Here is a 21,496-nt window from a genome sequence, read left to right on the forward strand (position 1 = left end):
GGGGAGGTCCGTGAAAGCCAAGATGGGGGGCATGGCCTTCACGGACCGGGGAACGCCGCGCTCATGAGGGGTTGAGCCGGCGAAGCCTTCCGATGAGATCGACGGTGGGGATGCCGCAGAGTTCGGCCATCCGTTCCAGCGCCGCGAGATCCAGATGGACTTCGGCGGAGCCGTTGTCACCCGACCGTTTGAGCCGGTCGTCGGCCCACCGCCGCAGGGGGAGCAGTTCCTCCTGCTCGTCCTTGATCACCTGGCGCAGGTCGATCCGGACGCGGCCCGGTTCGTCCACGAACACCCGGCGATGCACCTTGGCCAGCAGATCCTGTGGCAGCTCGTCCATCGCGACGCACAGTTCGACCAGCCGCACCACGGAACAGTGCCGGGTGCCCAGCTCGTAGGTCGCCAGCGTCTGGAGCGAGATCTCGCTCTGCAGATGCTGGTTCAGTTCCTTGCGTGTCCAGCCACGTTTACGGCGGAGCTTGCGGAGCTCGTCTCCGAGTATCCGCTGATAGCTCTCAGCGTCGATCAGCACTCCCCATCCCCTGCCTTGCCAACCTTCTCCACCGCCCGCCCCGTGTGACAAAACCGGGGACGAGCGCGCTCACGTGTATGAAAGTCGGCAGGGTCGCCGCTCTTACGCGGTTTCGGGGGTGCTTTTCCTATCGATTTTGGCTCGCTGGGCCGAATGGGTGAAGGAAAGGGCGTGTGGAGGGGTGTTTGGGTGGTCGTCAGGGCTCATCCGGGCCGCGCGGCGCCTGGGAGGCCGTGTCGCGAAAGCCACTTTCGGGACATCTGGCGTCCCGAAAGTGGCTTTCGCGACACGTGCCGGAGGTGGCGCCGCGCCTGAGTGGCGGCGCAGGCCGTTGCGAAAGCCACTTTCGCAACCTTCAACGTTGCGAAAGTGGCTTTCGCAACACCTGAGCCCGCCTGCCCGGAGGAGCGGCGCGGCGTCAGTTGACGCAGGGCACGCCTTCGGCCGTGATCGGCTTCTCGGCGGACTGCTCGGGCGGCGGTGCGGCGGCCGACGAGCCGGCGGCGTTCTGCGAGGAACCGGAGCCTTCGGCACCGCTCGGCGACTTGAAGTCCGAGCCGAGGAAGACCGTCACGTGCCCGGCCTGGACGCTCTTGTCCTCCTGGACGGTCGGGTTGCCGCCGAGCGCGTCGGCGACCGCCTGACCTTTCGCCTTCTCGCCCTTGGAGACCCAGACCACCGTCTTCTTGCGCGCGGTCGCGGTGGCCGTGTCGCCCGCGGTGAAGCCCTTGTCGACGAGCTGCTTCAGCACCGACGAGGCCAGCCCGTCCCGGGGTGTCGAGTTGCGGACGTCGACCGTGGTCGCCTTGTTGGGCGACTCGGCGGGCGGCGCCTGCTGCTGTTCGCCCGGCTGCGGGCCCGCGAGCCCCTGCACGAAGTTCTTGACCTGCTTCGGGTCGACCTGGATGGCGACGCCGTCGTTCGGGGTCTTGTACTCGATGTTGACGATCGGGATCGTCCGGAACTCGAGCTGGCCGCCGGTCAGGCTCTTCATCTGCTGCGCGAAACCGAAGACGTCCCAGTTCTGGTTGAGCACGACCGACTTCTTGATGGCCGTGATCAGGTCGTTGAGCTTGCCAGGATTCGCGAGCGTGCCCGCCGACAGCACCTTCCGCGCCATCCCGGCCATGAAGACCTGCTGCCGGACGACGCGGTCGAGGTCGCCGCGCGGCAGCCCGTGCCGCTGCCGGACGAAGCCGAGCGCCTCGACACCGGAGATGGTGTGCGGGCCCTTGGTGAACTTCGCGCCGGAGAACTGGTCGTTGACGTCGTTGTTGAGGCAGACGTCGACACCGCCGATGGCCTGCGTGATCTCGCTGAAGCCCAGCAGGTTGATGGCGGCGTAGTTGTCGATGGTCGAGCCGGTCAACTGCTCGACCGTCTTGATCAGGGTCTTCGCCCCGGCCTCGTTGGCCTTCTGGTCGAGTTCCTTCGGGTCGGAGACGCCGTTCTCCTGCTGCTTCTTGCGCTCGTCGAGCATCGCGCGGGCGTAGGCCGAGTTGATCTTGTGCTTCCCGTAGCCGCCGGGGATGTCGACGTAGGAGTCACGCGGCAGCGAGATCGCGACGGCCTTGGAGCCGTCGTTCGGGATGTGCACGAAGATCAGCGAGTCGGTGTTCAGCTCGCCGTCCGCCTGCCCGGCGCGCAGCTGGGCGAGGAGCTCTTTGGACAGCGGGTTGCCCTGCGCGTCCGTGCGGCTGTCGAGGCCGACGAGCAGGATGTCGCGGGCGCCGTCGGCGGGCTTGTCGCCTTCGTCGGCGCCGATGCCGACGTTCGCGAAGGTGAGGCCGTCCATCGCGGCCCACGCGTACCCGGTCAGGCCCATCACCAGCAGCGAGACCAGGCCGAGAGCGATCTTGGGACCGCGGAACGACCGCCGGGGGGAACGCCTCGGGGCCGGGCGCCGGGGCGGCGGGCCCGCGTCCGGGCGGGCGTTCCGTGGCGGGGCCGGGCGGGAAGGAACGCGTCCGGGCGCGTCCTGCCTAGGCCGGGCGGGACGTCGATCCCCATGCCCATTCCGAGGCGGGTACTCCACGCGGTCTGCTCCTTCTGGTCGTTACCGGTTCGACGGTCTCTTCAAGGGACGCATGGTGCCCGTTGTGGGTTGTCGCAGGATTACACATCCCCCCGGAGATGTGGCACGCACCACCGGTTTCCTCTTGATGGTACGGAAAACGCCTGGTCAGTGCCGTGCGGATCAGGGCAGGACACGCCGGGCGGCGCGGGCCGGGACCAGGGTGGCGGCCGCCGCGAGCATCGCGACGACGATCGTCGCGACCGGCAGCGCGACGGAGGCGGCGCTCACCTGCTTCCCGTCGAGGGCGGTCATCAAGGGCGGCGCGCACGCGACCGCGCACACCAGCCAGGTGCCGGTCATCCGGCTGGTGCCGTTCCGCACGGTGTGCAGCAGGTACACCCCGAGCAGGAGGTTGACCAGGCTCTGGACCGGCCCGAACCGGATCCCGAGGAGGTCGGCGTCGGCGGACGCGCCGCCGAAGCGGGTCAGGGCGAACCCGAAGACGCCGAGCATCGCGTACGCCATGCCGACCGTCGCCGCCGCGCGGCAGAAGACCATGGCCCGCAGGCCCGGTTCGTCGGCCGTCCGCTGCTGGGGGCCCGAATGCCGTTCGAACCACCAGAACACGAGTACCGCGGGTACGGCCAGCAGGGCCATCGCGAGCAGGACCCTCGGGCGGGCCAGCCAGCTGAGCCCGTCCACGAACGGCCCCGGGAGATAGACGACCGCCACGAGCAGCAGCATCGCGGACAGGAAGCCGAGGTAGAGGCTCATCGGGGCGCGCAGGACGAGGCGGGCGGTGGCGGCGACCGCGGGACGGTCGCCGAGCCGGGCCAGCGGCCGCGCGAGCAGGCCGAGCAGCGCGAGCTGCACCAGTCCGATCAGGAGCACGCCCCACGGCGGGCCCGACAGCGCCGCCGGGGCGCCGGGCCCGCCGAGCAGCATCGGTCCTTCGCCGCGGACGGCGACCGCGAGACCCAGCCCGGCGGCGCCGGTGAACGCCGTCGCCACGAGGGCGCCGCGTGACAACCGGACGCCGCCGGCGTGGGCGAACGCCAGTTGCTGGACGAACAGGGCGAGGAACAACGTCTCGGCGTAACGCGGGACGGCCGAGCCGGACCACTGCGCGGCGGCCTCGCTCGCCAGGGTCAAGGCCAGCAGTCCGGCGACGGAGGCGGTCCGCGTCCGGCGATACAGCGTCAGCAGCGCCGGCGCGAGCACGACGGTCAGCAGGAAGACGCCGAGCAGCCAGAGCGGATGCAACGCGATCCGCATGACGGTGGCGTTCGTGCCGGTCGGGATCCCCAGCACCTCCAGCGCGAGGGGGACGACCAGCGCGACGACGGCGAAGATCAGCGCCGGGCGCAGCAGCGGGCTCGCACGATCGGCGAGGTACTGCGGATAGCGGCCGCCGGCAGCGCGGATCGACCGCCAGCCCGCCTCGTTGATCCGGCCGACCGCGAAGAAGATGAGCGGGCACAGCTGGGCGAGCCAGGTGAACGGCCACAACGACCGCTCCGGCGCCCCCGCCCAGTGCGCGAGCGCGACGGCGGATTCGCCGAGCAGCATGAGGACGACGCCGGCGACCCCGAGCAACGCCCACCGGCCGACCGGGGCGACCGGCCGCGACTCGGCCGGGAGCGTGACGGCGGTCCGGCGGTTGCGGGCCCAGCCGCGCAGCCGGAACACCAGCAGCGCGCCGATCACCAGGACGCCGGCGATCATCGGGCCGAGCGGATCGCCGACCGGCGGACCCCAGCGCTGGTGCCAGGAGTTGAGCACGAGACCGGCGGTGTAGAGGGAGGCGACGACGTCGCAGGTGCCGCGCGAGTCCATCGGATTGAGGACGCAGGCGTTGTGCATGTCGGCCGCGAGCCGGTCGTCGAGCGAGGCCCTGGCCTCCTGGCCGAGCGGGTGCCCCTTGCGTTCGGCGTAGCGGAGGATGTCGTAGCCGAGGTCGTGCGCCTTGCAGGGGACCGCGTAGTCCCATTTGGTGTTGTCGTCGCCCCAGGGCGCCGAGCATCCACCGTCGGAGTGGACGGCGCGCACCGTGCCGTCCCGTGCCGTCATCACGCCGGGCGTGATCCCGCTGACGGCGGTGAAGTCGGCGGGTAGTTCGGCGATCGCGTTCTCGACCGGGCCCGGCCGCACCAGCGCGTCGACCGCGTTCTGCGCGGCGAGGATGTCACCCGTCGGTGGCCCCTGGTCCGGCGGCGAGGCCGGCCGTGACGCGATCAGCCCGAAGCCGAACACCAGCACGGTGACCAGCAGCAACCAGCCCGAAGTCGACCACGGCCGCCGGATCCGGGCAGGACGAGCGGCGGCTTCGGCTGTCGCTGGCATGGCGTCCAGGGTGCCATCCGCCGATCAAGGCCGACATCCGGATAACCCCCGGGGTTTCCTTGGAGGTCCCCTGATGGCGTGACGCGCGTTCAGGCCGTGTCCTGCAAGTCATGTTCGCGGTCTCCGCGCCCAGGCGCTCCCTGACGGGGCACCGGCGGGCTCGGCCGAGTACGACCCGGTACGAGGCCGACCCGCCCGCACCGTCAGGAACCACCTGGATCACGAAGCCCATCGAACAGACTTACAGGACACGGCCTAGTCCTCCGGATGCGAGTCGCCGGCGGGCGGGGGAGCCGGCCGGTCCACGTCCTGGGCGAAGCGCACCTGGTTCCGGCCGTTCTCCTTGGCCACGTAGACGGCGGCGTCGGAGGCGTGCAGGAGTTCCTCCAGGGATTCACCGTGACGAGGGAACAGAGCAGCCCCGATCGAGGTGGTGCGGCCGGAGATGGTCACCCGGCTGCCCCTTTTGTCGGTAGTCACTATATGCAGTTCCGCGATGGCGCTGCGCACTCGCTCGGCGGCGAGTTTGGCCGCCGTTTCGTCGATATCCGGCAGGAGCACGAGGAATTCCTCGCCGCCGAACCGGCCGATGACGTCGGCGGGCCGGGTGACCTCGTCCAATTTCCGGGCAACGTCCCGGAGCACGTCGTCGCCCGCCGGATGTCCATATGTGTCGTTAATCCACTTGAAGTGGTCGAGATCAATCATCAGAAGAGCAAGGCTGTCGTCCGATCGGGCGGTCCTTCCGAGTGCCCGATCGGCCGACTCCGACCATCCGCGCATGTTCAGAACACCGGTTTTCGGGTCCGTCCGCGCGTCGTTTTGCAGTTGGTCGATCTCGGCGAGGCGATTGAACACCACCGTCACCACGGCCATCACGATCACCATCGGTGGCATGATCAACAGCAGCACCGCGGTGACCGCGCCGAGGCCGATCGTGATGGCCTCCAGCAGGTTGTCCGCCGCATTGCCGAGCACGGTGGAGATCGACGGCCGCTTCGGCGAGCCGAGCGCGAGGATGCCGCCGATGTAGACGATCTGCACCGCCTCGAAGACCATTCCCGTGACGATCAGGACGCCGAACTCGCCGAGGGTGTCCCAGCCGGAGATCCGTCCCCATTCATGCGGCCCGAAAGCGGCGAAGGTGAGCGACGCCAGTGTCACCGAAACGCCGTGGGTGACCGATGAGAACACGAAGTTGTGCGCGGGGCGGCGGGCGATGAACCAATGCTGGATGCGCACGATCGCGATGATGGAAAGCGTGAGCGAAAGCGGCAGGATCACGGCGGCCGGAAATGTCCAGACCGCGGTGAGGTCGATGAGGACGGTACGGCTTCGATCGCGCCGCCTTTCCTCTTGCCGCTGGGTGAGCTGAATATGCGCCGTGGCGCCGACCGCGAGAATCGCGAAACGAACCCAGTCTATTCTCCCCGGATTCGTGGAACTCATCGTGGCGAGGACCATGATCGCGATTCCGGCCGCCTCCATCGCGAAAAGGAACGCGATGAATCGCTTCGGCCGCTGCCACAGCGCCCACGCCCTGGGATCGTAGGGATGACGTTCCCGCGGGGCCCGGTCACCTTCCGGACTCGCCTGCCCGCGTTCGGTCACCGGTGCACCGCTCTGGGCGGCGGGCGTCGCCGTCGCGTCGTCAAGGTCGCCGGTGCCGTCACCGTGCTGGCGGCGGTCACCGGTCTCGGCTGGCAATTGCTACCTCTTTTCCGCGCGGACGGCACGGCTGAGTAATCTCACCGGTACCGACTGATACACCGTTCGTATTCCACGGCCGGTATCATCCCATCGCATCGGTTGTCCGACACCGGCAAGGGTGCCCGCGAACACGGACCGGAGGTGCCAATCGTGTCCCGTGATTTCTGATCTTGGCGACCGAATGTTTTTCGAGACGTGACGCGGAAGGGGTGACGGATAGTGTCCAGTCGTGACTTCTGAGCCCGGGCAAGGTAATAGTTCGCAGCAACGAGGTGGCCGGGAGGTGGATGACCGTGTCGAGCCGTGACTTCTGATCCGAAGCCGTTTCTTTTCACTGAGGTGCCGAAGCAGTGTCGTGTCGAGATTTCCGAGTACGAACCCGCCGGGCGGCCGTGCCGCCCCAGGGGTCGTCCAGTGTGGATTCGTCATGACAGCAGCGGTTCCGGGCCGGATCCGTTGACGTGTCCCCAGCTGAGTGCGACCAGTACGGCCAGCAGCAGGCCGACCACGCCCGCCAGGGCGATGGCCGAGGTCGCCGCACCGAGCCGATCGGCGGCGAGCCCGCCGAGTCCCGCCCCTACTCCTTGAGCCACCCGCAACCCCGTGCGGTACACCCCACCCGCACCGCCCCTGAGCTCGTTCGGGACCCACGTGATGAACGTGGCGCTCACCGTGATCAGGTACGCCCCCGCGGCACCCGCCGCCGCCAGCAGGAGCAACGCCGGGATGAGCCCGGGTTGGAGCGCGAAGGCGATCAGGGCGACCATCGGTAGTGCCGCCAGCACGCCGAGCAGCTTCCGCCGTTGTTCCGCCGAGACGAACCGGGACAGCAGGAACGCCCCGATGACGAAGCCCAGCGGATCGGCGGCCAGCAGCCAGCCGACGGCCTGTTTCCCCACGCCCATCTCCGCGGCGAGCGGCGCGGCGAGCCCCTCGGGGACGACGGCAAGGCCGACCAGCCACGAGAACCAGACCAGCACCCGCAGGTGACGGTTGCCGAAAACCTGCTTCACCGCGCCGAACCAGCTGCCGGTGCCGTCGGACGCCGCCGCCCGCCGGGAGACCGAGAAGCGGACCACGGCCGCGCTCAGCAGGAACGTCGCGGCGTCCAGCGCCAGAGCCCAGCTCACCCCGACCTGCGACACCAGCAGGCCGCCGCCCGCCAGGCCGAGCAGCATGGCGGTGTTGGTCGAGATACCCCTGATGTCCTGGCTCTTGAGATAGAGGTCGTCGTCGGTGAACACCTCGCGGGTGAGCGCGTTCTGCGCCGCGTTGCCGGGAGCGTTCACGAGCCGTGCCAGGACCACCAGCCCGCACAGCAGGGCGAGCGGGGTGCCGGGGATCGCCATGATCGCGATCAGCACGCCTTGGATCAGGGACGAGACGACGAGGACGGTGCGCCTCGGGTAGCGGTCGGCCAGCTGCGAGAGGCCGAGACCGCCGGCCAGCGCGGGCAGGAAGGTCAGGGAGTAGACCACCGCGGAAAGCAGCGCGGAACCCGTCCGGTCGTAGACGAGGATCGCCAGCGCGACGATGGTGAGCTGATCCCCGATGAGGGACTGCACCTCGGCGAGCCAGAGTGCGCGGAACTCGCGGTTCGCCAGGGCGGCGGTCATCCGCGGCGCCGCGTTCGTCTTCACTGCGTGACCACCTCCCCCCGATCGGGTGAACTTCCGTCCCTCGCATTCTTGCCTGCCGTGGTACGCGGTCGACGAGGGAGTCACAGTTGTCGTCCCGCCGGACAACGTTCAGTATGCCTCCGGCTACAGGGAGACGAAGAGAAGACGGCCGAATCCTCCGCCTGTTGAGCTGATCGGGCTACGCCGTCCGGCCGGTGGGTGACGACGGCCTGACTCGCCCGCGGGTATCTGCGCGCCGATCGCCCCGTCCTCGCTCGGCGCAGCCGGGCCGCCGTTCGCCGCCGACGGCGGTCCGGTTGGGCCGAATGGGCCAACACTGAGTAGAGACCGGTCTGGAGGTGGAGGCCGGCTGGGTCAAAGGGGTGAAGGCGATGAACGGTTTGCTCGACGACAAGGCCGTCGTCGTGACCGGGGCGGGACGGGGCCTCGGCGAGGCGTTCGCGGTGCACGTCGCGAGGGCGGGCGGGGCCGTCGTGGTCAACGACATCGACGCCGGGCTGGCCGAACGGACGACGGAGAACATCCGCCGGTTCGGGGGCAGGGCGGTCGCCAGCGGGCACAGCGTCGCTGATCCGAAGCAGGCACAGGAGATCGTCGACCTGTGCCTCGCCGAGTTCGGCGCGATCGACGGGCTGGTCAACAACGCGGGCCTGAACTACGAGGCGCTGCCGTGGGAGGACGACGTCGAGCAGGCCCGGGAGCTGGTCGAGGTGAACGTCCTCGGCGTCATGTACACCGGGCTCGCCGCGATCAAGGCGATGGTGGCGCGGGGCGAACCGGGGTCGATCGTCAACATCTCGTCGGGGGCGTCGCTCGGGCAGCGCAAGCTCGGCGTGTACGCCGCCAGCAAAGGCGCCGTCGCCTCGCTGACCTACTCGTGGGCGCTCGACCTGGAGGAGAGCGGGATCCGGGTGAACGCGCTCTGCCCGCTCGCGCACACCCGGATGGTGTGGAAGTCCGAACGGTCGCTGCGGGCCTGCCCGCCGGACCGGACGCCGTCGAGGATCGCGCCCGTCGTGCTGTTCCTGCTCGGCCCCGGATCCGACGGCATCACCGGGCAGATGATCCGCTGCAACGGGCCGCAGCTGCACGTCATGGGGCAGCCGTACCTGAAGCAGCCGATCCTCGAGCGGCCGGTGTGGGACACCGAGACCGTGCAGCGCGCCTTCGACGAGGTCTTCAGCGCGCACCTGGAGAACTACGGCCTCGAAAAGCGTGTGCCGCCGCGGCTGCGCAAGTGGACGGAGTCGACCCGGACCGCGTGACTCGCGTGATCAGCTGGACGACACGCGTGATCAGCCCACTACGAACGGAAGTTTCGCGGCCAGGGCGCCGAGTTCGGCCTTCTCGGCGTCCGTCGGCTGACGGCGTCCGGTGCCGACCAGCAGGGCGTCGGTGTCGGAGAACGACGCCGGGAACGTCTCGCCGGTGCGCTGCTCCAGGATCTGCCGCGTCCTGGCGAGGCTGTCGGCGGCGGGGCCGTCGAGGTGCGGGAGATACGCGACCAGGTCGAGGTGGTGCAGCGTCCACTCCAGGACGTACGCGGCGAGGAAGTCGCCCGCGGTCAGGACGATGTCGCGGGTGGCGACCCGCGCCGCCGGGTCGGCGAGGCCGGCGGCCCGGCCCGCGGCGGAACCGACGTCGTCGAGGTGGAACTTGAGCAGCCGCGGCTCCTGGTAGGCGGCGGCGAGCCGCACGATCAGCGCGTCGAGGTCGTCCTCGCCGGTGGGCGGCTTCTCGGCGATCTCCCAGTAGGTGACCGCGTCGCGCGTGGGTTCCGTCTCGGCGGGAGTGGCGAGGGTGATCAGGACGTCCTGGGCGTCGATCACCAGGTGACACACCAGGTCCCGCACCAGCCAGCCGGCGCAGCCGGACGGCTTGGCGAAGTCTTCGTCGGGGGTTTCGGCGACGGCGGCGAGCAACGCCGCCCAAGATCGGGAGAAGAGATCCACGGCGGCAAGTTAGCAGCGGCCCCTCGCCGGTCGCGACTCCTTTCGTCCCGTGCTTGAACGCGTAACTCGCGTGCTTGAAGGCGTAACTCACGTGATTGGAGGCGTAACTCACGTGATTGGAGGCGTAACTCACGTGCTTGGAGGCGTAACTCGCGTGTTACGCCTCCAATCACGCGAGTTACGCCCCCAATCACGCGTGTTACGGGTCAGGAACCGGCGGCCGGGGCGGGTTCGGGTGTGGCCGCGTACAGATCCGCGATCGTCGGCGCGTACCGGTCGTTGATGATCCGCCGCTTGAGCTTCAGCGTCGGGGTGACCTCGCCGCTTTCCGGCGTCCACGCCTTGGGGATCACGTGGTACCGCTTGATCTGCTCGATCCTGGCCAGCCGCGCGTTCGCCGCCTCGACGGCCTTTTCGATCTCGGCGCGGACCTCCGCGTTGTCGGCGAGCGATTCGCCTTCCGCGAGCTGGATGCCGTTCGCGGCCGCCCAGCCCGGCGCGATCTCGTCGTCGACGACGATCAGCGCCGTGACGTACGGCCGTTTCTCGCCGATCGCGACGGCCTGCCCGATCAGCGGGTGTTCCTTGAGGAGGCCTTCGATCTTCGTCGGGGCGATGTTCTTGCCGCTCGAAGTGATGATCAGTTCCTTCTTGCGGTCGGTGATCGTGACGAAGCCGCGTTCGTCGATCGTCCCGATGTCGCCGGTGGCCAGCCAGCCGTCGGCGTCGACGTCCGGTTTGATCGTGCCGTCGGCCTGCAGGTAGCCGAGGAACACGATCGCGCCGCGGACGAGGAGCTCGCCGTCCTCGGCGACCTTCACCTCGATACCTTCCAGCGGGCGGCCGACCGAACCGGCCTTGAACGCCGACGGCGTGTTCGAGGTGACCGCGCCGGTGGTCTCGGACAGCCCCCAGACCTCCTGGATCTCGACGCCGAGCCCGGCGATGAAGTACAGGATCTCCACCGGCAGCGCGGCGGCACCGCTGGAGGCGACCTCGATCTGGTCGAGGCCCAGCATCGCCCGCACCGGCGCGAGCGCGGCCGCGTCGGTCTGCGCGATCTTCTCCGCGAGCTCCGGCGGCACCTCTTTGCCGTCGCTGCGCAGTTTGTAGCCCTGCTGCAGGAGTTCGTTCGCGGCGATCAGGCCGTTCCGCTTCTCCTCCGGCAGCGAGCCGAGCAGGTTCTTGAGGCCGGCCACCATCTTTTCCCACACGCGCGGGACGCCGAAGAAGCTCTTCGGGTGCACCTGGCCGAGCGCGCCGACGACACCGGTCGGGTCGGCGACGGTGTGCACGTGCCCGGCCCACACGATCGGCATGTAGATCGACAGTTCGCGTTCGGCGATATGCGCGAGCGGCAGGTACGCGATGTTCGTGGCGTGCATCGGGGAGTCGTGCAGTTTCTGGACGGCGACGGCCTGGTAGATCGCGTTGCGGTGCGACAGCACGACACCTTTGGGGTCGCCGGTGGTGCCGGACGTGTAGATCATCGACAGCGGGTCGTCCGGGGTGATCGCGGACCACGCCGTCTCGAACGCCCGCGGGTCGGCCGCGTGCGCCTCGGCGCCCGCCGCGCGCAGGTCGGCGAACGACAGGAACCGCTTGTCGTCCTTGGGGACCACCGAGGCGTCCAGCATGACGACGTGCCGCAGGGCGGGCAGATCGTCGAGGACCTGCGACCAGCGGGAGAGTTCTTCGGCACCGGCGAGGACGACGACGCCGGCGGCGCTGTGCCGGGCGACGAACCCGATCTGCTCCGGGCTGAGCGTCGCGTACGCGGTGCAGGGGATCGCGCCGAGATGGGCCGCGGCGAGATCGGCGATCAGGTGGTCCGGACTGCTCGGTGCCATGATCAGCATCCGGTCGCGGACGCCGAGGCCCAGCCCGGCGAGTCCCCGGGAAACCTCCGCGATGGCGGTGCGGAATTCGGCCCAGTTCAGGGTCGGTTTGCCTTCGATGTCGAGTGACGTGACCGCCGGCAGGTCACCGAACTCCTGGGCGTTGCGGTGAAGCAGGGCGGGGATGGTCTGGCCTTCGATCTGCTCGGCGACGGTCGGCTGGGTGGTCAACGCTGGCCTCCTCGATGCTGCCTGATCAGGCACACTGTAAGGGCTGTCGGCAGTGCTGGATAGAGAATCGCGGCCACGGTCGTGAGTCGCGAAATGTCCACCTTTTCCGTTTCCACCGCGTCAGTCCCGCACCAGGAGGAGCCCCGACGATGACCCGTTCGGCACGCGAGCTGATCGACGCGGTCCAGGCGGAACTCGCGCCCCGCGACGACGAGAACACGCTCGTCCCGCTGGTCGAGGCGGGCGAGGCGCCGCGCGAGGTCTTCGCCGCGATCGCCGCGGAGGAGTACCGGATCGTCCGCAGCGACTGGCGCAGTTTCCTCCACCTCGCGGCGCGTTCCCAGGAGCAGCGGGCGCGGGAGTTCTTCGCGGCCTTGGCTTCGGGGGAGGGGCTGGCGCTCGGCAAACTGGCGGCGCTCGCCGAGGAGCAGCCCGGCTTCGAGCCGCGCGCGGGATGCCAGGCGTACCCGGCGTTCGTCGCCTGGCTCGCGCTCAACGGCGAGCCGGCGGACGTCATCGTGGCGATCGTCGCCAACTTCGCCGCCTTCGGCCGGTACTGCGCCGCGATCGCCGCAGCGATGCGCGAGCGATACGGCTTCGACGACGAGGCCTGCGCCTTCTTCGACTTCTTCGGCACGCCGTCGCCGGAGCTCGAGGAGCTCGCCGTCCAAGCCGTGCAGGCCGCGCTCGACGCCGGTGTTCTGTCCGAAAAGGACGCTCGGACCCACGCGCGGCTGTTCCAGGAGTACGAGCTGGACTTCTGGAACACTCTCGCCGACGATGGTCGCCGTGACTGACCTCGTAGCGGAGGCCGCGGCGCTGGACGCGGCCGATCCCTTGGCGCACAAGCGAAACGAATTCGACCTCGACGCGGGCGTCGCCTATTTCGACGGCAACTCGCTGGGCGCGCCGCCGAAGCACGTGGCCGAACGCGTCGCCGCGGTCGTCCGCGAGCAGTGGGGCGGGCGGCTGATCCGGTCCTGGTCGGAGGGCTGGTGGGAGGCTCCGGTGCGGGTCGGCGAGCGGATCGCGCCGCTGGTGGGAGCCGCGCCGGGGCAGGTCGTCGTGGCGGATTCGACCAGCGTGAACCTGTTCAAGGCGCTGGTCGCCGCGACCCGTCTCCAGCCAGGCCGCGACGAGATCCTCGTCGACGCGGACACCTTCCCGACCGACGGCTACATCGCCGACGAGGCCGCCCGGCTGACCGGGCGCACGGTGCGCCGGGTCGTCGCCGAGGACATGCCCGCCCAGGTGAGCGAGCGGACGGCCGTCGCGCTGATCAACCACGTCGACTACATCAGCGGGCGCGCCCACGACATGGCCGGGCTGACCGCGGCACTGCGTCGCGCCGGTGCGCTGGTGCTCTGGGACCTCTGCCACAGCGTCGGCGCCCTGCCCGTCGAACTCGACGCGGCGGGCGTGGACCTCGCCGTCGGCTGCACCTACAAATTCCTCAACGGTGGCCCCGGCGCGCCCGCTTTCCTTTACGTGGCAACGAAGTGGCTGGACAGGTTCGACCAGCCGCTGGCGGGCTGGGCCGGCGACCGCGACCCGTTCGCGATGCGCGGCGCGTACGAGGCGGACGCGGGTATCGCGCGGGGCCGCGCGGGCACGCCCGACATCCTGTCGCTCCTGGCGCTGGACGCGGCCCTCGATGTCTGGGACGACGTGGACCGCGGAGCGCTCAGGAAGAAGGGCCTCGCGCTCGGCGACTTCTTCTTCCGGTGCGCGGACGAGCTCCTCGACGGCGCGACGATCCGGACCCCGCGCGGTGAGGACCGAGGCCACCAGATCTCCGTCGTCGACGACGACGCGGCCAAGACGATGGCGGCCCTGATCGACCGCGGCGTGATCGGCGACTACCGCCCGCCCAATGTCCTGCGATTCGGGCTCGCGCCGCTCTACACCACCTACGGCGAGGTGCTTCGCGCCGTGACGACGCTGCGGGAAGTTCGATGATTTTCGAAGGTCGCCTGGCACGGAGAAAAGGGTGAAACTCATTCGGAAATCCGTGGCAAAGAGGTGATCACCTCGCCCCGGCGGGGGAGGACGCGCGATCTTTCGCGAATCCGCTGTTAATCTCGACCTTCGCTCGCCGCGTGTGTGACGTAGATCCTTCCCCTGTGGCGTAAGGAAAATCCGCGTCGCCCGTCTTACCGGTGAGGCGCGGACCAGGGCGCCGGGAGTGGGAGGGGATCATGTCGTTCACCTATGTCGCCATCGCCGTTTCCGGTGCCGCCTCCGGATTTCTGCTCAACGAATTCGGTGCCCGGTATCCGGTGGAGACCGCTCTCGTCGTGATCCTGATCTGCGGGGTGGCGACCTTGTGCTGGGCGGGCACCCGCCTCCTTCGCGACGCGTCCGGGAGGGTCGACGCGCTCCTCGACGACGAACTCGGCGGGTCCGACGAAGATCATTTCGCCGAATCGACGGCAATTGGCGGCGGGAATTCTCGTTTTCGTGGGGCGAGGGGCGTTACGACGGCGTTGCTCCGCGGTGATGTCGTTCGCAAACCGAACGGTATGTGGAGCTCTGGTCCGAAAGCGTGAGCGACGTCACGGCGAGTAGTTTTCGTCGCCTTTCCGGACGGGATGCGGAGCCCGTGAGATGTGACTTGATCGAATCCGAAGAGTGACGATCAAGCCGCTGCCTGCGGTAAACCGCCAGGTGATCTACTGGTGAGTCACTTGGCCGGGGGCCCTGTCCCACGTGGTGGACTTTCCTGGTCCGGCCGCCTCTTGTCAGCAGGTCACGGCCATACGTGACTACCCTTCGCGTCTGGACTTGACTCACCCGTTTGGGTCTCCTAGCGTCTTCGCGGGCGGAGCGGACCACGCTGTGTTGATCCGGCTATCGGATCCCGCGGGTATGAGATCCCCGGCGACCCGACACCAAAAACTGCCGGAAGGAAAACGGACCACGGTGAAGCAGATTTCCCTTCGACGAGGCCGCGGCTCTTCGATTCGTTCGCGCGTTCTGACGATCGCGCTCATTCCGAGCATCGCGCTGATGCTGGTCGGGCTGGCGATCGGCGGGTACCTCATCTTCGACGCGGTCGACGGACGTGACTACGCGCAGCGGATCCGTGACTCGGAAGCCCCCTCCCTTCCCTTCTTCGTCCAGGTGCAGGAAGAGCGGCGCCTGACCCTGCGCGAGCTCGCCGGCGACCGGGCGCAGCACGCCACGCTCGTCGAGCAGCGCGCCAAGACCGACGCCGCCGCACAGGGTGTCGCCGCGCATCTGCAGAAGTTCGTCGGCGACTCGCCGGACAGCGTGCAGCGCAACATCGCCACGCTGAACGGGCTTCTCCAGAAGGCGCCGCAGATCCGGCAGTCGGCCGACTCCGGCCAGCTCCCGCTGCTGGACGCCTTCACCTACTACAACCAGATCCTCGACCAGTTCGTCGAGGGCCTCACCGGGCTGGCCCAGGACGCGCCGAACGCCGAGAACGCCTACCAGCGGATCACCGCGGTCCCGCTGTTCACCGCCATCGACCAGATGCAGCGCGCGAACGCCCTCGCCGCCGCGGCCGTCGCGGGCGGCGGCTTCACCGACGAGACCTACCGCGCCTACGTGACCGAGGTCGGTTCCTACCGTTCGCAGCTGGAGTCGTCGGTCTCGCGGATGATCCCGGACGTCAAGGCGAAGTTCGACCAGCTCGTCGCGAGCGATCCGTGGAAGGCCGTCACCACGGTCGAGAACACCTTCCTGCAGAACAGCAAGGCCACGCTCCCCATCCCCGAGCAGACGTGGCTCCAGGCCGCGCGCGGCGTCAGCGACGCGATGATGCGCGGCTTCGTCGAGCAGAGTGGTACGGCCACGACGCAGGCGGTCGACGACGCCGACCGGACGCTGATCACGTCGGCCATCGCCGCGGCCATCGCGCTGCTGGTGGCGATCGCCGTGTTCGTCATCGCCCTGCGGCTGTCCAACCGGCTCATCGGACGGCTGGCGAGGCTGCGCGAGGACACCCTCGACGTCGCCGAGATCCGGCTGCCCGAACTGGTGGACCGCGTGCGGGCGGGCGAACCCGTCGACCTCGACGACAAGGGTCACTTCCTCGACCACGGCGACGACGAGATCGGCCAGGTCGCCGAGGCCTTCAACAAGGCGCAGCAGACCGCCATCGCGGCCGCCGTCGAAGAGGCCAGGACCCGTGAAGGCACCAAGACGGTGTTCCTCAACATCGCGCACCGCAGCCAGGTCATCGTGCACCGCCAGCTCAAGGTGCTCGACCAGGCCGAGCGCAAGCAGGAGGACCCGGAGCAGCTGGAGACGCTCTTCCAGCTGGACCACCTCTCCACCCGTGCCCGCCGCAACGCGGAGAACCTGATCATCCTCGGTGGCGGGCAGCCCGGCCGTCAGTGGCGCAAGCCGGTGACGCTGGCCGAGCTGACCCGCGGCGCCTCGGCCGAGACCGAGGACTTCGCCAGGGTGAAGACGGCGAAGATGCCCGCGATGGCGGTGCAGGGCCCGGTCGTCGGCGACCTCGTGCACCTGCTCGCCGAGCTGATCGACAACGCGACCTCCTTCTCGCCGCCGCAGTCGCGCGTCGAGCTGCGGGGCAACGTGGTCGGCAAGGGCGTCGTGATCGAGGTCGAGGACCAGGGGCTCGGTATCGAGCCCGAGCAGGCCGCCGAGCTGAACGCGATGTTGGCCGATCCGCCGGACTTCGGCATCATGGCCCTGTCAGCCGAGCCACGGCTGGGCCTGTTCGTGGTCGCGCGCCTCGCCGCACGGCACGGGATCTCCGTGCACCTGCGCGAATCCGCGTACGGCGGCACCAGGGCCATCGTGCTCGTCCGCACCGACCTGCTCGCGCCGGTCCCGTCTGATCAGCCGGAGGACGAGGTGGACCCCGAGAGCACCGAGGTGCCGGAAGCCGCGCCGCTGCTCCCGGGCCGTCGTGCCCGCCACCGCACCGAGCTCCCCGCGGAGCGGCCCGAGCTGCCCGTGCCGATGCCGGTCGCGCCGCAGCCCCCGCAGCCCCAGCCGCAGGCGCAGCAGGGTCCGGAGCAGCCCGGTGGCGCGTTGCCGCCGCTGCCCCCGCGCCCGCCGCGGGTACCCCGGCCGGAGACGCCGCGTCCCGAGCCGATCCGCCCCGAGCCCGTGCGTGCCGAGGGACGTCCGCAGCCGGTGCAGCCGCCGGCGTGGCCGCCCGCCGACACCCGGCCGCAGGACGGCCGCCCGCCGCAGACCCGGCGGCCCGGCCCCGAGGCGCCCGGCAGGCCACCGCTGCCGCAGCGCCGCCGCCAGGCGAACCTGGTCCCCCAGCTGATGGAGGACCGGCCCGCTGCCCAGCGCGAGGAGGTCCGCGAGGACACCCCCGAGCTGGCGAGGAACCGGCTCGCCGCGTTCCAGCAGGGCACGCGCCGAGCGAGGGACACCGAACCGACCGACGATTACACCGACCTCGACATGTACGGAGATCGTGACTAGATGGCCAACGCGGGAGTCAGTGAACTCGACTGGTTGCTGGACGACCTGGTCAAGCGTGTCGCCGGTGCCGACAGGGCGGTAGTCCTGTCCTCCGACGGCCTGCTCATCGGACGGTCCGGGAACCTGTCGGAGCAGGACGGCGAGCACCTGTCCGCGGTCGCGTCGGCGTTCCAGAGCCTCGCGCGGGGCACGGGACGGCACTTCGGCGGCGGCAACGTCCGCCAGACCATGGTCGAGATGGACCACGCCTTCCTGTTCGTCACCGCGGCCGGCCGCGGTGCGTGCCTCGCGCTGCTGGCGAAGGAGGACGCGGACATGGGCCTCGTGGCCTACGAGATGAACCTGATGGTCAAGCGGGTCGGCGCGGTGCTCACTTCGGCGCCCCGCGCCGCGACTCCCACGTCGCCATGAGCGGGCGGCACGAGTCGTGGTTCGAGGAGGAGGCCGGGCCGCTGGTCCGGTCGTACGCCGTCACGGGCGGGCGCACTCGCTCGGACACGATCGGCCTCGACCTGATCACCCTGGTGGTCGCCATGCGTTCCTCGCAGGAGGTGGCGGGCTTCGAGCCGGAGTACGGGCGCATCCTCAACCTGTGCCAGAGACCGACCTCCGTCGCGGAGGTCGCCGCGCGCATAGACCTGCCGCTGCCGGTGGTGAAGGTGCTGCTGAGCGACCTCATCGAACAGAACCTCGTGCTGTTCCGCACCGCGACCCCGGTGACCGACACCCCCAACAAACACGTACTCCAGGCGGTTCTTGATGGCATCCGGAAACTCTGAGCCCCGGCGATCCTTGACCGCGAACGCGGTCAAGGTCCTCATCGCCGGCGGGTTCGGGGTCGGTAAGACCACGATGGTCGGTTCGGTCAGCGAGGTTCCCCCGCTGCGCACCGAGGAGGTCATCACCGCGGCGTCCGAGGGCGTCGACGACCTCACCGGTGTCGAGAAGAAGACGACCACCACGGTGGCGCTGGACTTCGGCCGGATCACCATCAACCCCGAGCTGATCCTGTACCTGTTCGGCACGCCGGGACAGGACCGGTTCTGGTTCATGTGGGACGAACTGGCCGAAGGCGCGCTGGGCGCCGTCGTGCTGGCCGACACCCGGCGGCTCGACAGCTGCTTCGCGGCCGTGGACTTCTTCGAGCGGCGCGGGCTGCCGTTCGTCGTCGCCGTCAACTGCTTCGACAACGCCTACCGGTACGGCACCGAGGAGGTCCGGCAGGCGCTCGACGTCGGCATGGACGTTCCGCTGCTGCTGTGCGACGCGCGGGAACGCGAGTCGACGAAGCAGGTGCTGACCGTGCTGATGGAGCACGTGCTGGCGCTGTCGGATCTGGCCGCCGGCTTGCCGCAGGGCCGCTGACGATTCGCGCGTGAAGGCCCCCTTCCCTCGGCTCAGCCGAGGGAAGGGGGCCTTCACGCGCTTCAGGACTTGCGGCGCCGCAGCAGGGTGTCGAGCGCGTAGGTGCCCGGGCCCACCACCGCGAACAGCAGGAAGATCCAGGAGTACAGGGCGGCCGTCTCGCCCTTGTTCTGCAACGGAAGCAGCGCGTCGGGCTGGTGCACGACGAAGTACGCGTACGCCATCGTGCCCGAGAGCAACACCGCGACCGGGCGGGTGAACAGGCCCACCAGGATCAGCAGCGAGCCGACCGTTTCGATCACCCCGGCGTACCAGCCCGGCCAGGTGCCGAACGGCACGGCGGGCTTGTCGAAGAGGCCCATCTTCTGCAAACCGTGGCAGAGGAAGAGGAACGCGACCACGACGCGGACGGCGGAGAGGGCGAGTCCCTGCCACTTGGGGGCGGTCGGGCCGACCTCGGTGGTCGTGGCGGCGGCTGTCTGGGTCATGACGCATCCTTCCGGCTCAAGGTGGTCTAAACCATTGATGTGATAGAGGATGCCGGATACCCCCATCGGCGGGGAACTTTCTTTCGGGGGGTAATTCCATGGTATGTCCGAATTTAACGACGACGAAACGCGATTAAGGCCCCTTTCCTGGAATGGATCCAGGAAAGGGGCCTTAATCGCGTTTCGGTCAGCGGCGGCGGCGCAGGGTGTCGATGGCGAACGTGCCAGGGCCGATCGCGGCGATCAGCAGGAAGATCCAGCAGTAGAGGGTCGACAGTTCGCCCATGTTCTGCAGCGGCAGCAGGCCTTCCGGGGCGTGCACGGTGAAGTAGGCGTACGCCATCACGCCGGACAGGAGTACCGCGACCGGGCGGGTGAACAGGCCGACCAGCACGAACGCGGCGCCGACGAGCTCGATCACGCTGCCGTACCAGCCGGGCCAGGAGCCGAGCTCGACCGAGCCGCCCGCGCCGTCGACGCCACCGAAGAATCCGAATCCCTGCAAACCGTGGCAGAGGAAGAGGAACGAGACGACGATCCGGACGGCGGACTGGATCGCGCCCTGCGCCTTGGCGGCACGCGGGGTGGCGGCGGTCGTGGTGGCGGTGGTCTTGGCGGGGGCGGTGGTCTGCGTCATGGTTCCGGTCCTTCCGGGAGTGTCTGTCGGGCGGCTTCTGACAACGCGTCGGACGGGCACGACGCGATTCGACAGCCGGGCGGAAACTTTTTTCGCGGGCCGGTCACATCACCCGGTCGGAGTAAGGCCAGACTGGACGGCATGGCGGGTAAGACGAGTGCCGGGATCCTGCTCTTCCGCAGGTCGGGCGAGGTGACCGAGGTGCTGCTCGGGCATATGGGCGGGCCGTTCTGGGCGAAGAAGGACGCGGGCGGCTGGTCGGTGCCCAAGGGCGAGTACGAGCCGGACGAGGCGCCGGAGGCCGCGGCGCGGCGCGAGTTCCAGGAGGAACTGGGGTTGCCGGCGCCGGAGGGGGAGTACCTCCCGCTCGGCGTCGTGAAGCAGTCCGGCGGCAAGGTCGTGACGGTCTGGGCGGTGGAGGGCGACCTCGACCCCGCTCAGGTGGTGCCGGGCACCTTCGAGATGGAGTGGCCGCCGCGCTCGGGCCGGACACAGGAGTTCCCGGAGGTCGACCGGGTCGCCTGGTTCGGGCTGGCCGAAGCGGAGGAGAAACTGCTCAAAGGTCAGCGCCCGTTCCTCGTCCGGCTGGGTGAACTGCTCAACGGCTGAGTAACTCGCCGAGTGGTTTGTCGGCCAGCGAGCCGAGTACGAGGTCGGCGTGGTCGAAGTTCAGCACCGCGGTGATCGCGTTCGGCACGGCGACGCATTCGAGCCCGGCGGCCTTCGCCGCGGTGACGCCGTGCGGTGAGTCCTCGAACGCGATCGCCTCGGACGCGGGCAGGTCCAGCGCGGCGAGCGCGGCCAGGTAGAGGTCCGGGCTCGGCTTCGCCTCGTGGAGGTCTCCGGTGAGGACGGCCTCGAACGCGTCCGCGAGGCCCAGCCGCCGCAGATGCGTGGTTACCCAGTCGCCGGTCGAACTGGACGCGATGGCCAGCCGCAGGCCGCGCTCCGTGGCGTCTTCGAGGTACTCCTCGACGCCGGGCCGCGGCCCCACCGATTCCAGCAGCTCGGTGACCCTGGCGCGGACGCCGGTGCGGACGGCGACCCGGTCCAGGTTCTCGTCGTTCTCCTCCAGGAGCTCGAACATCGCGGCGGCCGTGTTCTGCGTGCCGATCACGGTGTGCCAGACGTCGAGGGGGAGTTCGCCGCCGCGGGCGCGGAAGGTCTCCTGCCAGGCCACGAGGACGGCCGCCTCGGTGTCGACCAGCGTCCCGTCGAAATCGAAGATCAATGCGCCGGTCATGGGACGAGTCTACGTCTTGACTCACTGAGTGGTACGGATTACCGTACGCATTCGTTAGGAA

General features: G+C 69.3%; 20 protein-coding genes. 10 read left to right on the forward strand and 10 right to left on the reverse strand.

What is annotated here, in order from left to right:
• Positions 1–61 precede the first annotated feature (61 nt).
• The 4 genes from NQK81_RS33550 to NQK81_RS33565 all read right to left on the reverse strand — a co-directional run bounded on the left by NQK81_RS33550 (position 62) and on the right by NQK81_RS33565 (position 6,356).
• A complete protein-coding gene (locus NQK81_RS33550) occupies positions 62–532 on the reverse strand; it encodes a helix-turn-helix domain-containing protein (RefSeq protein WP_126732732.1) in 471 nt (156 codons plus the stop codon).
• A 418-nt stretch (positions 533–950) separates the two neighbouring features.
• A complete protein-coding gene (locus NQK81_RS33555) occupies positions 951–2,567 on the reverse strand; it encodes an LCP family protein (RefSeq protein WP_443092890.1) in 1,617 nt (538 codons plus the stop codon).
• A gap of 162 nt (positions 2,568–2,729) precedes the next feature.
• A complete protein-coding gene (locus tag NQK81_RS33560) occupies positions 2,730–4,892 on the reverse strand; it encodes a phospholipase A2 (RefSeq protein ID WP_257484657.1) in 2,163 nt (720 codons plus the stop codon).
• A 255-nt stretch (positions 4,893–5,147) separates the two neighbouring features.
• Positions 5,148–6,356, reverse strand: a complete 1,209-nt coding sequence (locus tag NQK81_RS33565) for a GGDEF domain-containing protein (protein WP_371878822.1) — start codon at positions 6,354–6,356, stop codon at positions 5,148–5,150.
• Positions 6,357–6,446: 90 nt separating this feature from the next.
• On the opposite strand from NQK81_RS33565, the gene NQK81_RS33570 reads away from it, so the two are divergent.
• A complete protein-coding gene (locus NQK81_RS33570; RefSeq protein WP_257489993.1) occupies positions 6,447–6,638 on the forward strand; it encodes a hypothetical protein in 192 nt (63 codons plus the stop codon).
• Positions 6,639–7,027: 389 nt separating this feature from the next.
• Here NQK81_RS33570 and NQK81_RS33575 read toward each other — a convergent pair whose 3' ends face one another.
• On the reverse strand, positions 7,028–8,242 hold the full coding sequence (locus NQK81_RS33575) for an MFS transporter (protein ID WP_257484658.1): 1,215 nt from the start codon (positions 8,240–8,242) through the stop codon (positions 7,028–7,030).
• A 371-nt stretch (positions 8,243–8,613) separates the two neighbouring features.
• Between NQK81_RS33575 and NQK81_RS33580 the strand changes: the two genes are divergently transcribed.
• The gene (locus NQK81_RS33580; RefSeq protein WP_257484659.1) at positions 8,614–9,507 is read left to right on the forward strand and encodes an SDR family NAD(P)-dependent oxidoreductase; all 894 of its coding nucleotides are present in this window, start codon (positions 8,614–8,616) and stop codon (positions 9,505–9,507) included.
• A 30-nt stretch (positions 9,508–9,537) separates the two neighbouring features.
• Here NQK81_RS33580 and NQK81_RS33585 read toward each other — a convergent pair whose 3' ends face one another.
• Positions 9,538–10,194 (reverse strand): maleylpyruvate isomerase N-terminal domain-containing protein, encoded by a 657-nt coding sequence (locus NQK81_RS33585; RefSeq protein ID WP_257484660.1) that lies wholly within the window; start codon positions 10,192–10,194, stop codon positions 9,538–9,540.
• Positions 10,195–10,400: 206 nt separating this feature from the next.
• Positions 10,401–12,263: an AMP-dependent synthetase/ligase gene (locus NQK81_RS33590; RefSeq protein WP_257484661.1), complete on the reverse strand. Its 1,863-nt coding sequence runs from the start codon at positions 12,261–12,263 to the stop codon at positions 10,401–10,403.
• A 149-nt stretch (positions 12,264–12,412) separates the two neighbouring features.
• Between NQK81_RS33590 and NQK81_RS33595 the strand changes: the two genes are divergently transcribed.
• The 7 genes from NQK81_RS33595 to NQK81_RS33625 all read left to right on the forward strand — a co-directional run bounded on the left by NQK81_RS33595 (position 12,413) and on the right by NQK81_RS33625 (position 19,067).
• The gene (locus NQK81_RS33595) at positions 12,413–13,060 is read left to right on the forward strand and encodes a TenA family protein (protein ID WP_257484662.1); all 648 of its coding nucleotides are present in this window, start codon (positions 12,413–12,415) and stop codon (positions 13,058–13,060) included.
• Positions 13,044–14,222, forward strand: coding sequence for a kynureninase (gene kynU / locus NQK81_RS33600; RefSeq protein ID WP_257484663.1), 1,179 nt, complete (start codon positions 13,044–13,046; stop codon positions 14,220–14,222). Before NQK81_RS33595 ends, kynU begins: the two co-directional genes overlap by 17 nt.
• Before the next feature lie 239 nt (positions 14,223–14,461).
• Positions 14,462–14,812, forward strand: coding sequence for a hypothetical protein (locus NQK81_RS33605; protein ID WP_257484664.1), 351 nt, complete (start codon positions 14,462–14,464; stop codon positions 14,810–14,812).
• Positions 14,813–15,185: 373 nt separating this feature from the next.
• Entirely contained in the window at positions 15,186–17,702 is a 2,517-nt protein-coding gene (locus tag NQK81_RS33610) for a sensor histidine kinase (protein WP_257484665.1), read from the forward strand.
• A complete protein-coding gene (locus NQK81_RS33615; protein WP_016336740.1) occupies positions 17,703–18,113 on the forward strand; it encodes a roadblock/LC7 domain-containing protein in 411 nt (136 codons plus the stop codon).
• Positions 18,110–18,481 carry a DUF742 domain-containing protein gene (locus NQK81_RS33620; RefSeq protein ID WP_034315285.1) on the forward strand — a complete coding sequence of 124 codons (372 nt, stop codon included), beginning with the start codon at positions 18,110–18,112 and terminating at the stop codon, positions 18,479–18,481. Before NQK81_RS33615 ends, NQK81_RS33620 begins: the two co-directional genes overlap by 4 nt.
• The gene (locus NQK81_RS33625) at positions 18,462–19,067 is read left to right on the forward strand and encodes a GTP-binding protein (protein ID WP_026466899.1); all 606 of its coding nucleotides are present in this window, start codon (positions 18,462–18,464) and stop codon (positions 19,065–19,067) included. Before NQK81_RS33620 ends, NQK81_RS33625 begins: the two co-directional genes overlap by 20 nt.
• 62 nt (positions 19,068–19,129) lie before the next feature.
• Here NQK81_RS33625 and NQK81_RS33630 read toward each other — a convergent pair whose 3' ends face one another.
• Complete coding sequence (locus NQK81_RS33630) at positions 19,130–19,555, reverse strand: DoxX family protein (protein ID WP_126732745.1); 426 nt, start codon at positions 19,553–19,555, stop codon at positions 19,130–19,132.
• Positions 19,556–19,742: 187 nt separating this feature from the next.
• Complete coding sequence (locus NQK81_RS33635) at positions 19,743–20,192, reverse strand: DoxX family protein (protein ID WP_257484666.1); 450 nt, start codon at positions 20,190–20,192, stop codon at positions 19,743–19,745.
• A 141-nt stretch (positions 20,193–20,333) separates the two neighbouring features.
• Here NQK81_RS33635 and NQK81_RS33640 point away from each other — a divergent pair, with 141 nt between their 5' ends.
• Positions 20,334–20,801, forward strand: coding sequence for an NUDIX hydrolase (locus tag NQK81_RS33640; RefSeq protein ID WP_126732747.1), 468 nt, complete (start codon positions 20,334–20,336; stop codon positions 20,799–20,801).
• Here the strand turns inward: NQK81_RS33640 and NQK81_RS33645 are convergent.
• Positions 20,791–21,435 carry an HAD-IA family hydrolase gene (locus NQK81_RS33645; RefSeq protein ID WP_257484667.1) on the reverse strand — a complete coding sequence of 215 codons (645 nt, stop codon included), beginning with the start codon at positions 21,433–21,435 and terminating at the stop codon, positions 20,791–20,793. The two genes, NQK81_RS33640 and NQK81_RS33645, sit on opposite strands and share 11 nt — an antisense overlap.
• Positions 21,436–21,496: the final 61 nt, after the last annotated feature.

This window comes from Amycolatopsis roodepoortensis, assembly GCF_024628825.1.
Taxonomy (GTDB): domain Bacteria; phylum Actinomycetota; class Actinomycetes; order Mycobacteriales; family Pseudonocardiaceae; genus Amycolatopsis; species Amycolatopsis roodepoortensis.

What these genes read in the sequence shown, in the direction of transcription:
- NQK81_RS33560 (WP_257484657.1), bottom strand. Translation starts at nt 4,892, where the DNA reads ATGCCAGCGACAGCCGAAGCCGCCGCTCGTCCTGCCCGGATCCGGCGG.
- NQK81_RS33565 (WP_371878822.1), bottom strand. Translation starts at nt 6,356, where the DNA reads ATGGTCCTCGCCACGATGAGTTCCACGAATCCGGGGAGAATAGACTGG.
- NQK81_RS33570 (WP_257489993.1), top strand. Translation starts at nt 6,447, where the DNA reads ATGACGTTCCCGCGGGGCCCGGTCACCTTCCGGACTCGCCTGCCCGCG.
- NQK81_RS33580 (WP_257484659.1), top strand. Translation starts at nt 8,614, where the DNA reads ATGAACGGTTTGCTCGACGACAAGGCCGTCGTCGTGACCGGGGCGGGA.
- NQK81_RS33595 (WP_257484662.1), top strand. Translation starts at nt 12,413, where the DNA reads ATGACCCGTTCGGCACGCGAGCTGATCGACGCGGTCCAGGCGGAACTC.
- kynU (WP_257484663.1), top strand. Translation starts at nt 13,044, where the DNA reads ATGGTCGCCGTGACTGACCTCGTAGCGGAGGCCGCGGCGCTGGACGCG.
- NQK81_RS33605 (WP_257484664.1), top strand. Translation starts at nt 14,462, where the DNA reads ATGTCGTTCACCTATGTCGCCATCGCCGTTTCCGGTGCCGCCTCCGGA.
- NQK81_RS33615 (WP_016336740.1), top strand. Translation starts at nt 17,703, where the DNA reads ATGGCCAACGCGGGAGTCAGTGAACTCGACTGGTTGCTGGACGACCTG.
- NQK81_RS33620 (WP_034315285.1), top strand. Translation starts at nt 18,110, where the DNA reads ATGAGCGGGCGGCACGAGTCGTGGTTCGAGGAGGAGGCCGGGCCGCTG.
- NQK81_RS33625 (WP_026466899.1), top strand. Translation starts at nt 18,462, where the DNA reads ATGGCATCCGGAAACTCTGAGCCCCGGCGATCCTTGACCGCGAACGCG.
- NQK81_RS33630 (WP_126732745.1), bottom strand. Translation starts at nt 19,555, where the DNA reads ATGACCCAGACAGCCGCCGCCACGACCACCGAGGTCGGCCCGACCGCC.
- NQK81_RS33635 (WP_257484666.1), bottom strand. Translation starts at nt 20,192, where the DNA reads ATGACGCAGACCACCGCCCCCGCCAAGACCACCGCCACCACGACCGCC.
- NQK81_RS33640 (WP_126732747.1), top strand. Translation starts at nt 20,334, where the DNA reads ATGGCGGGTAAGACGAGTGCCGGGATCCTGCTCTTCCGCAGGTCGGGC.
- NQK81_RS33645 (WP_257484667.1), bottom strand. Translation starts at nt 21,435, where the DNA reads ATGACCGGCGCATTGATCTTCGATTTCGACGGGACGCTGGTCGACACC.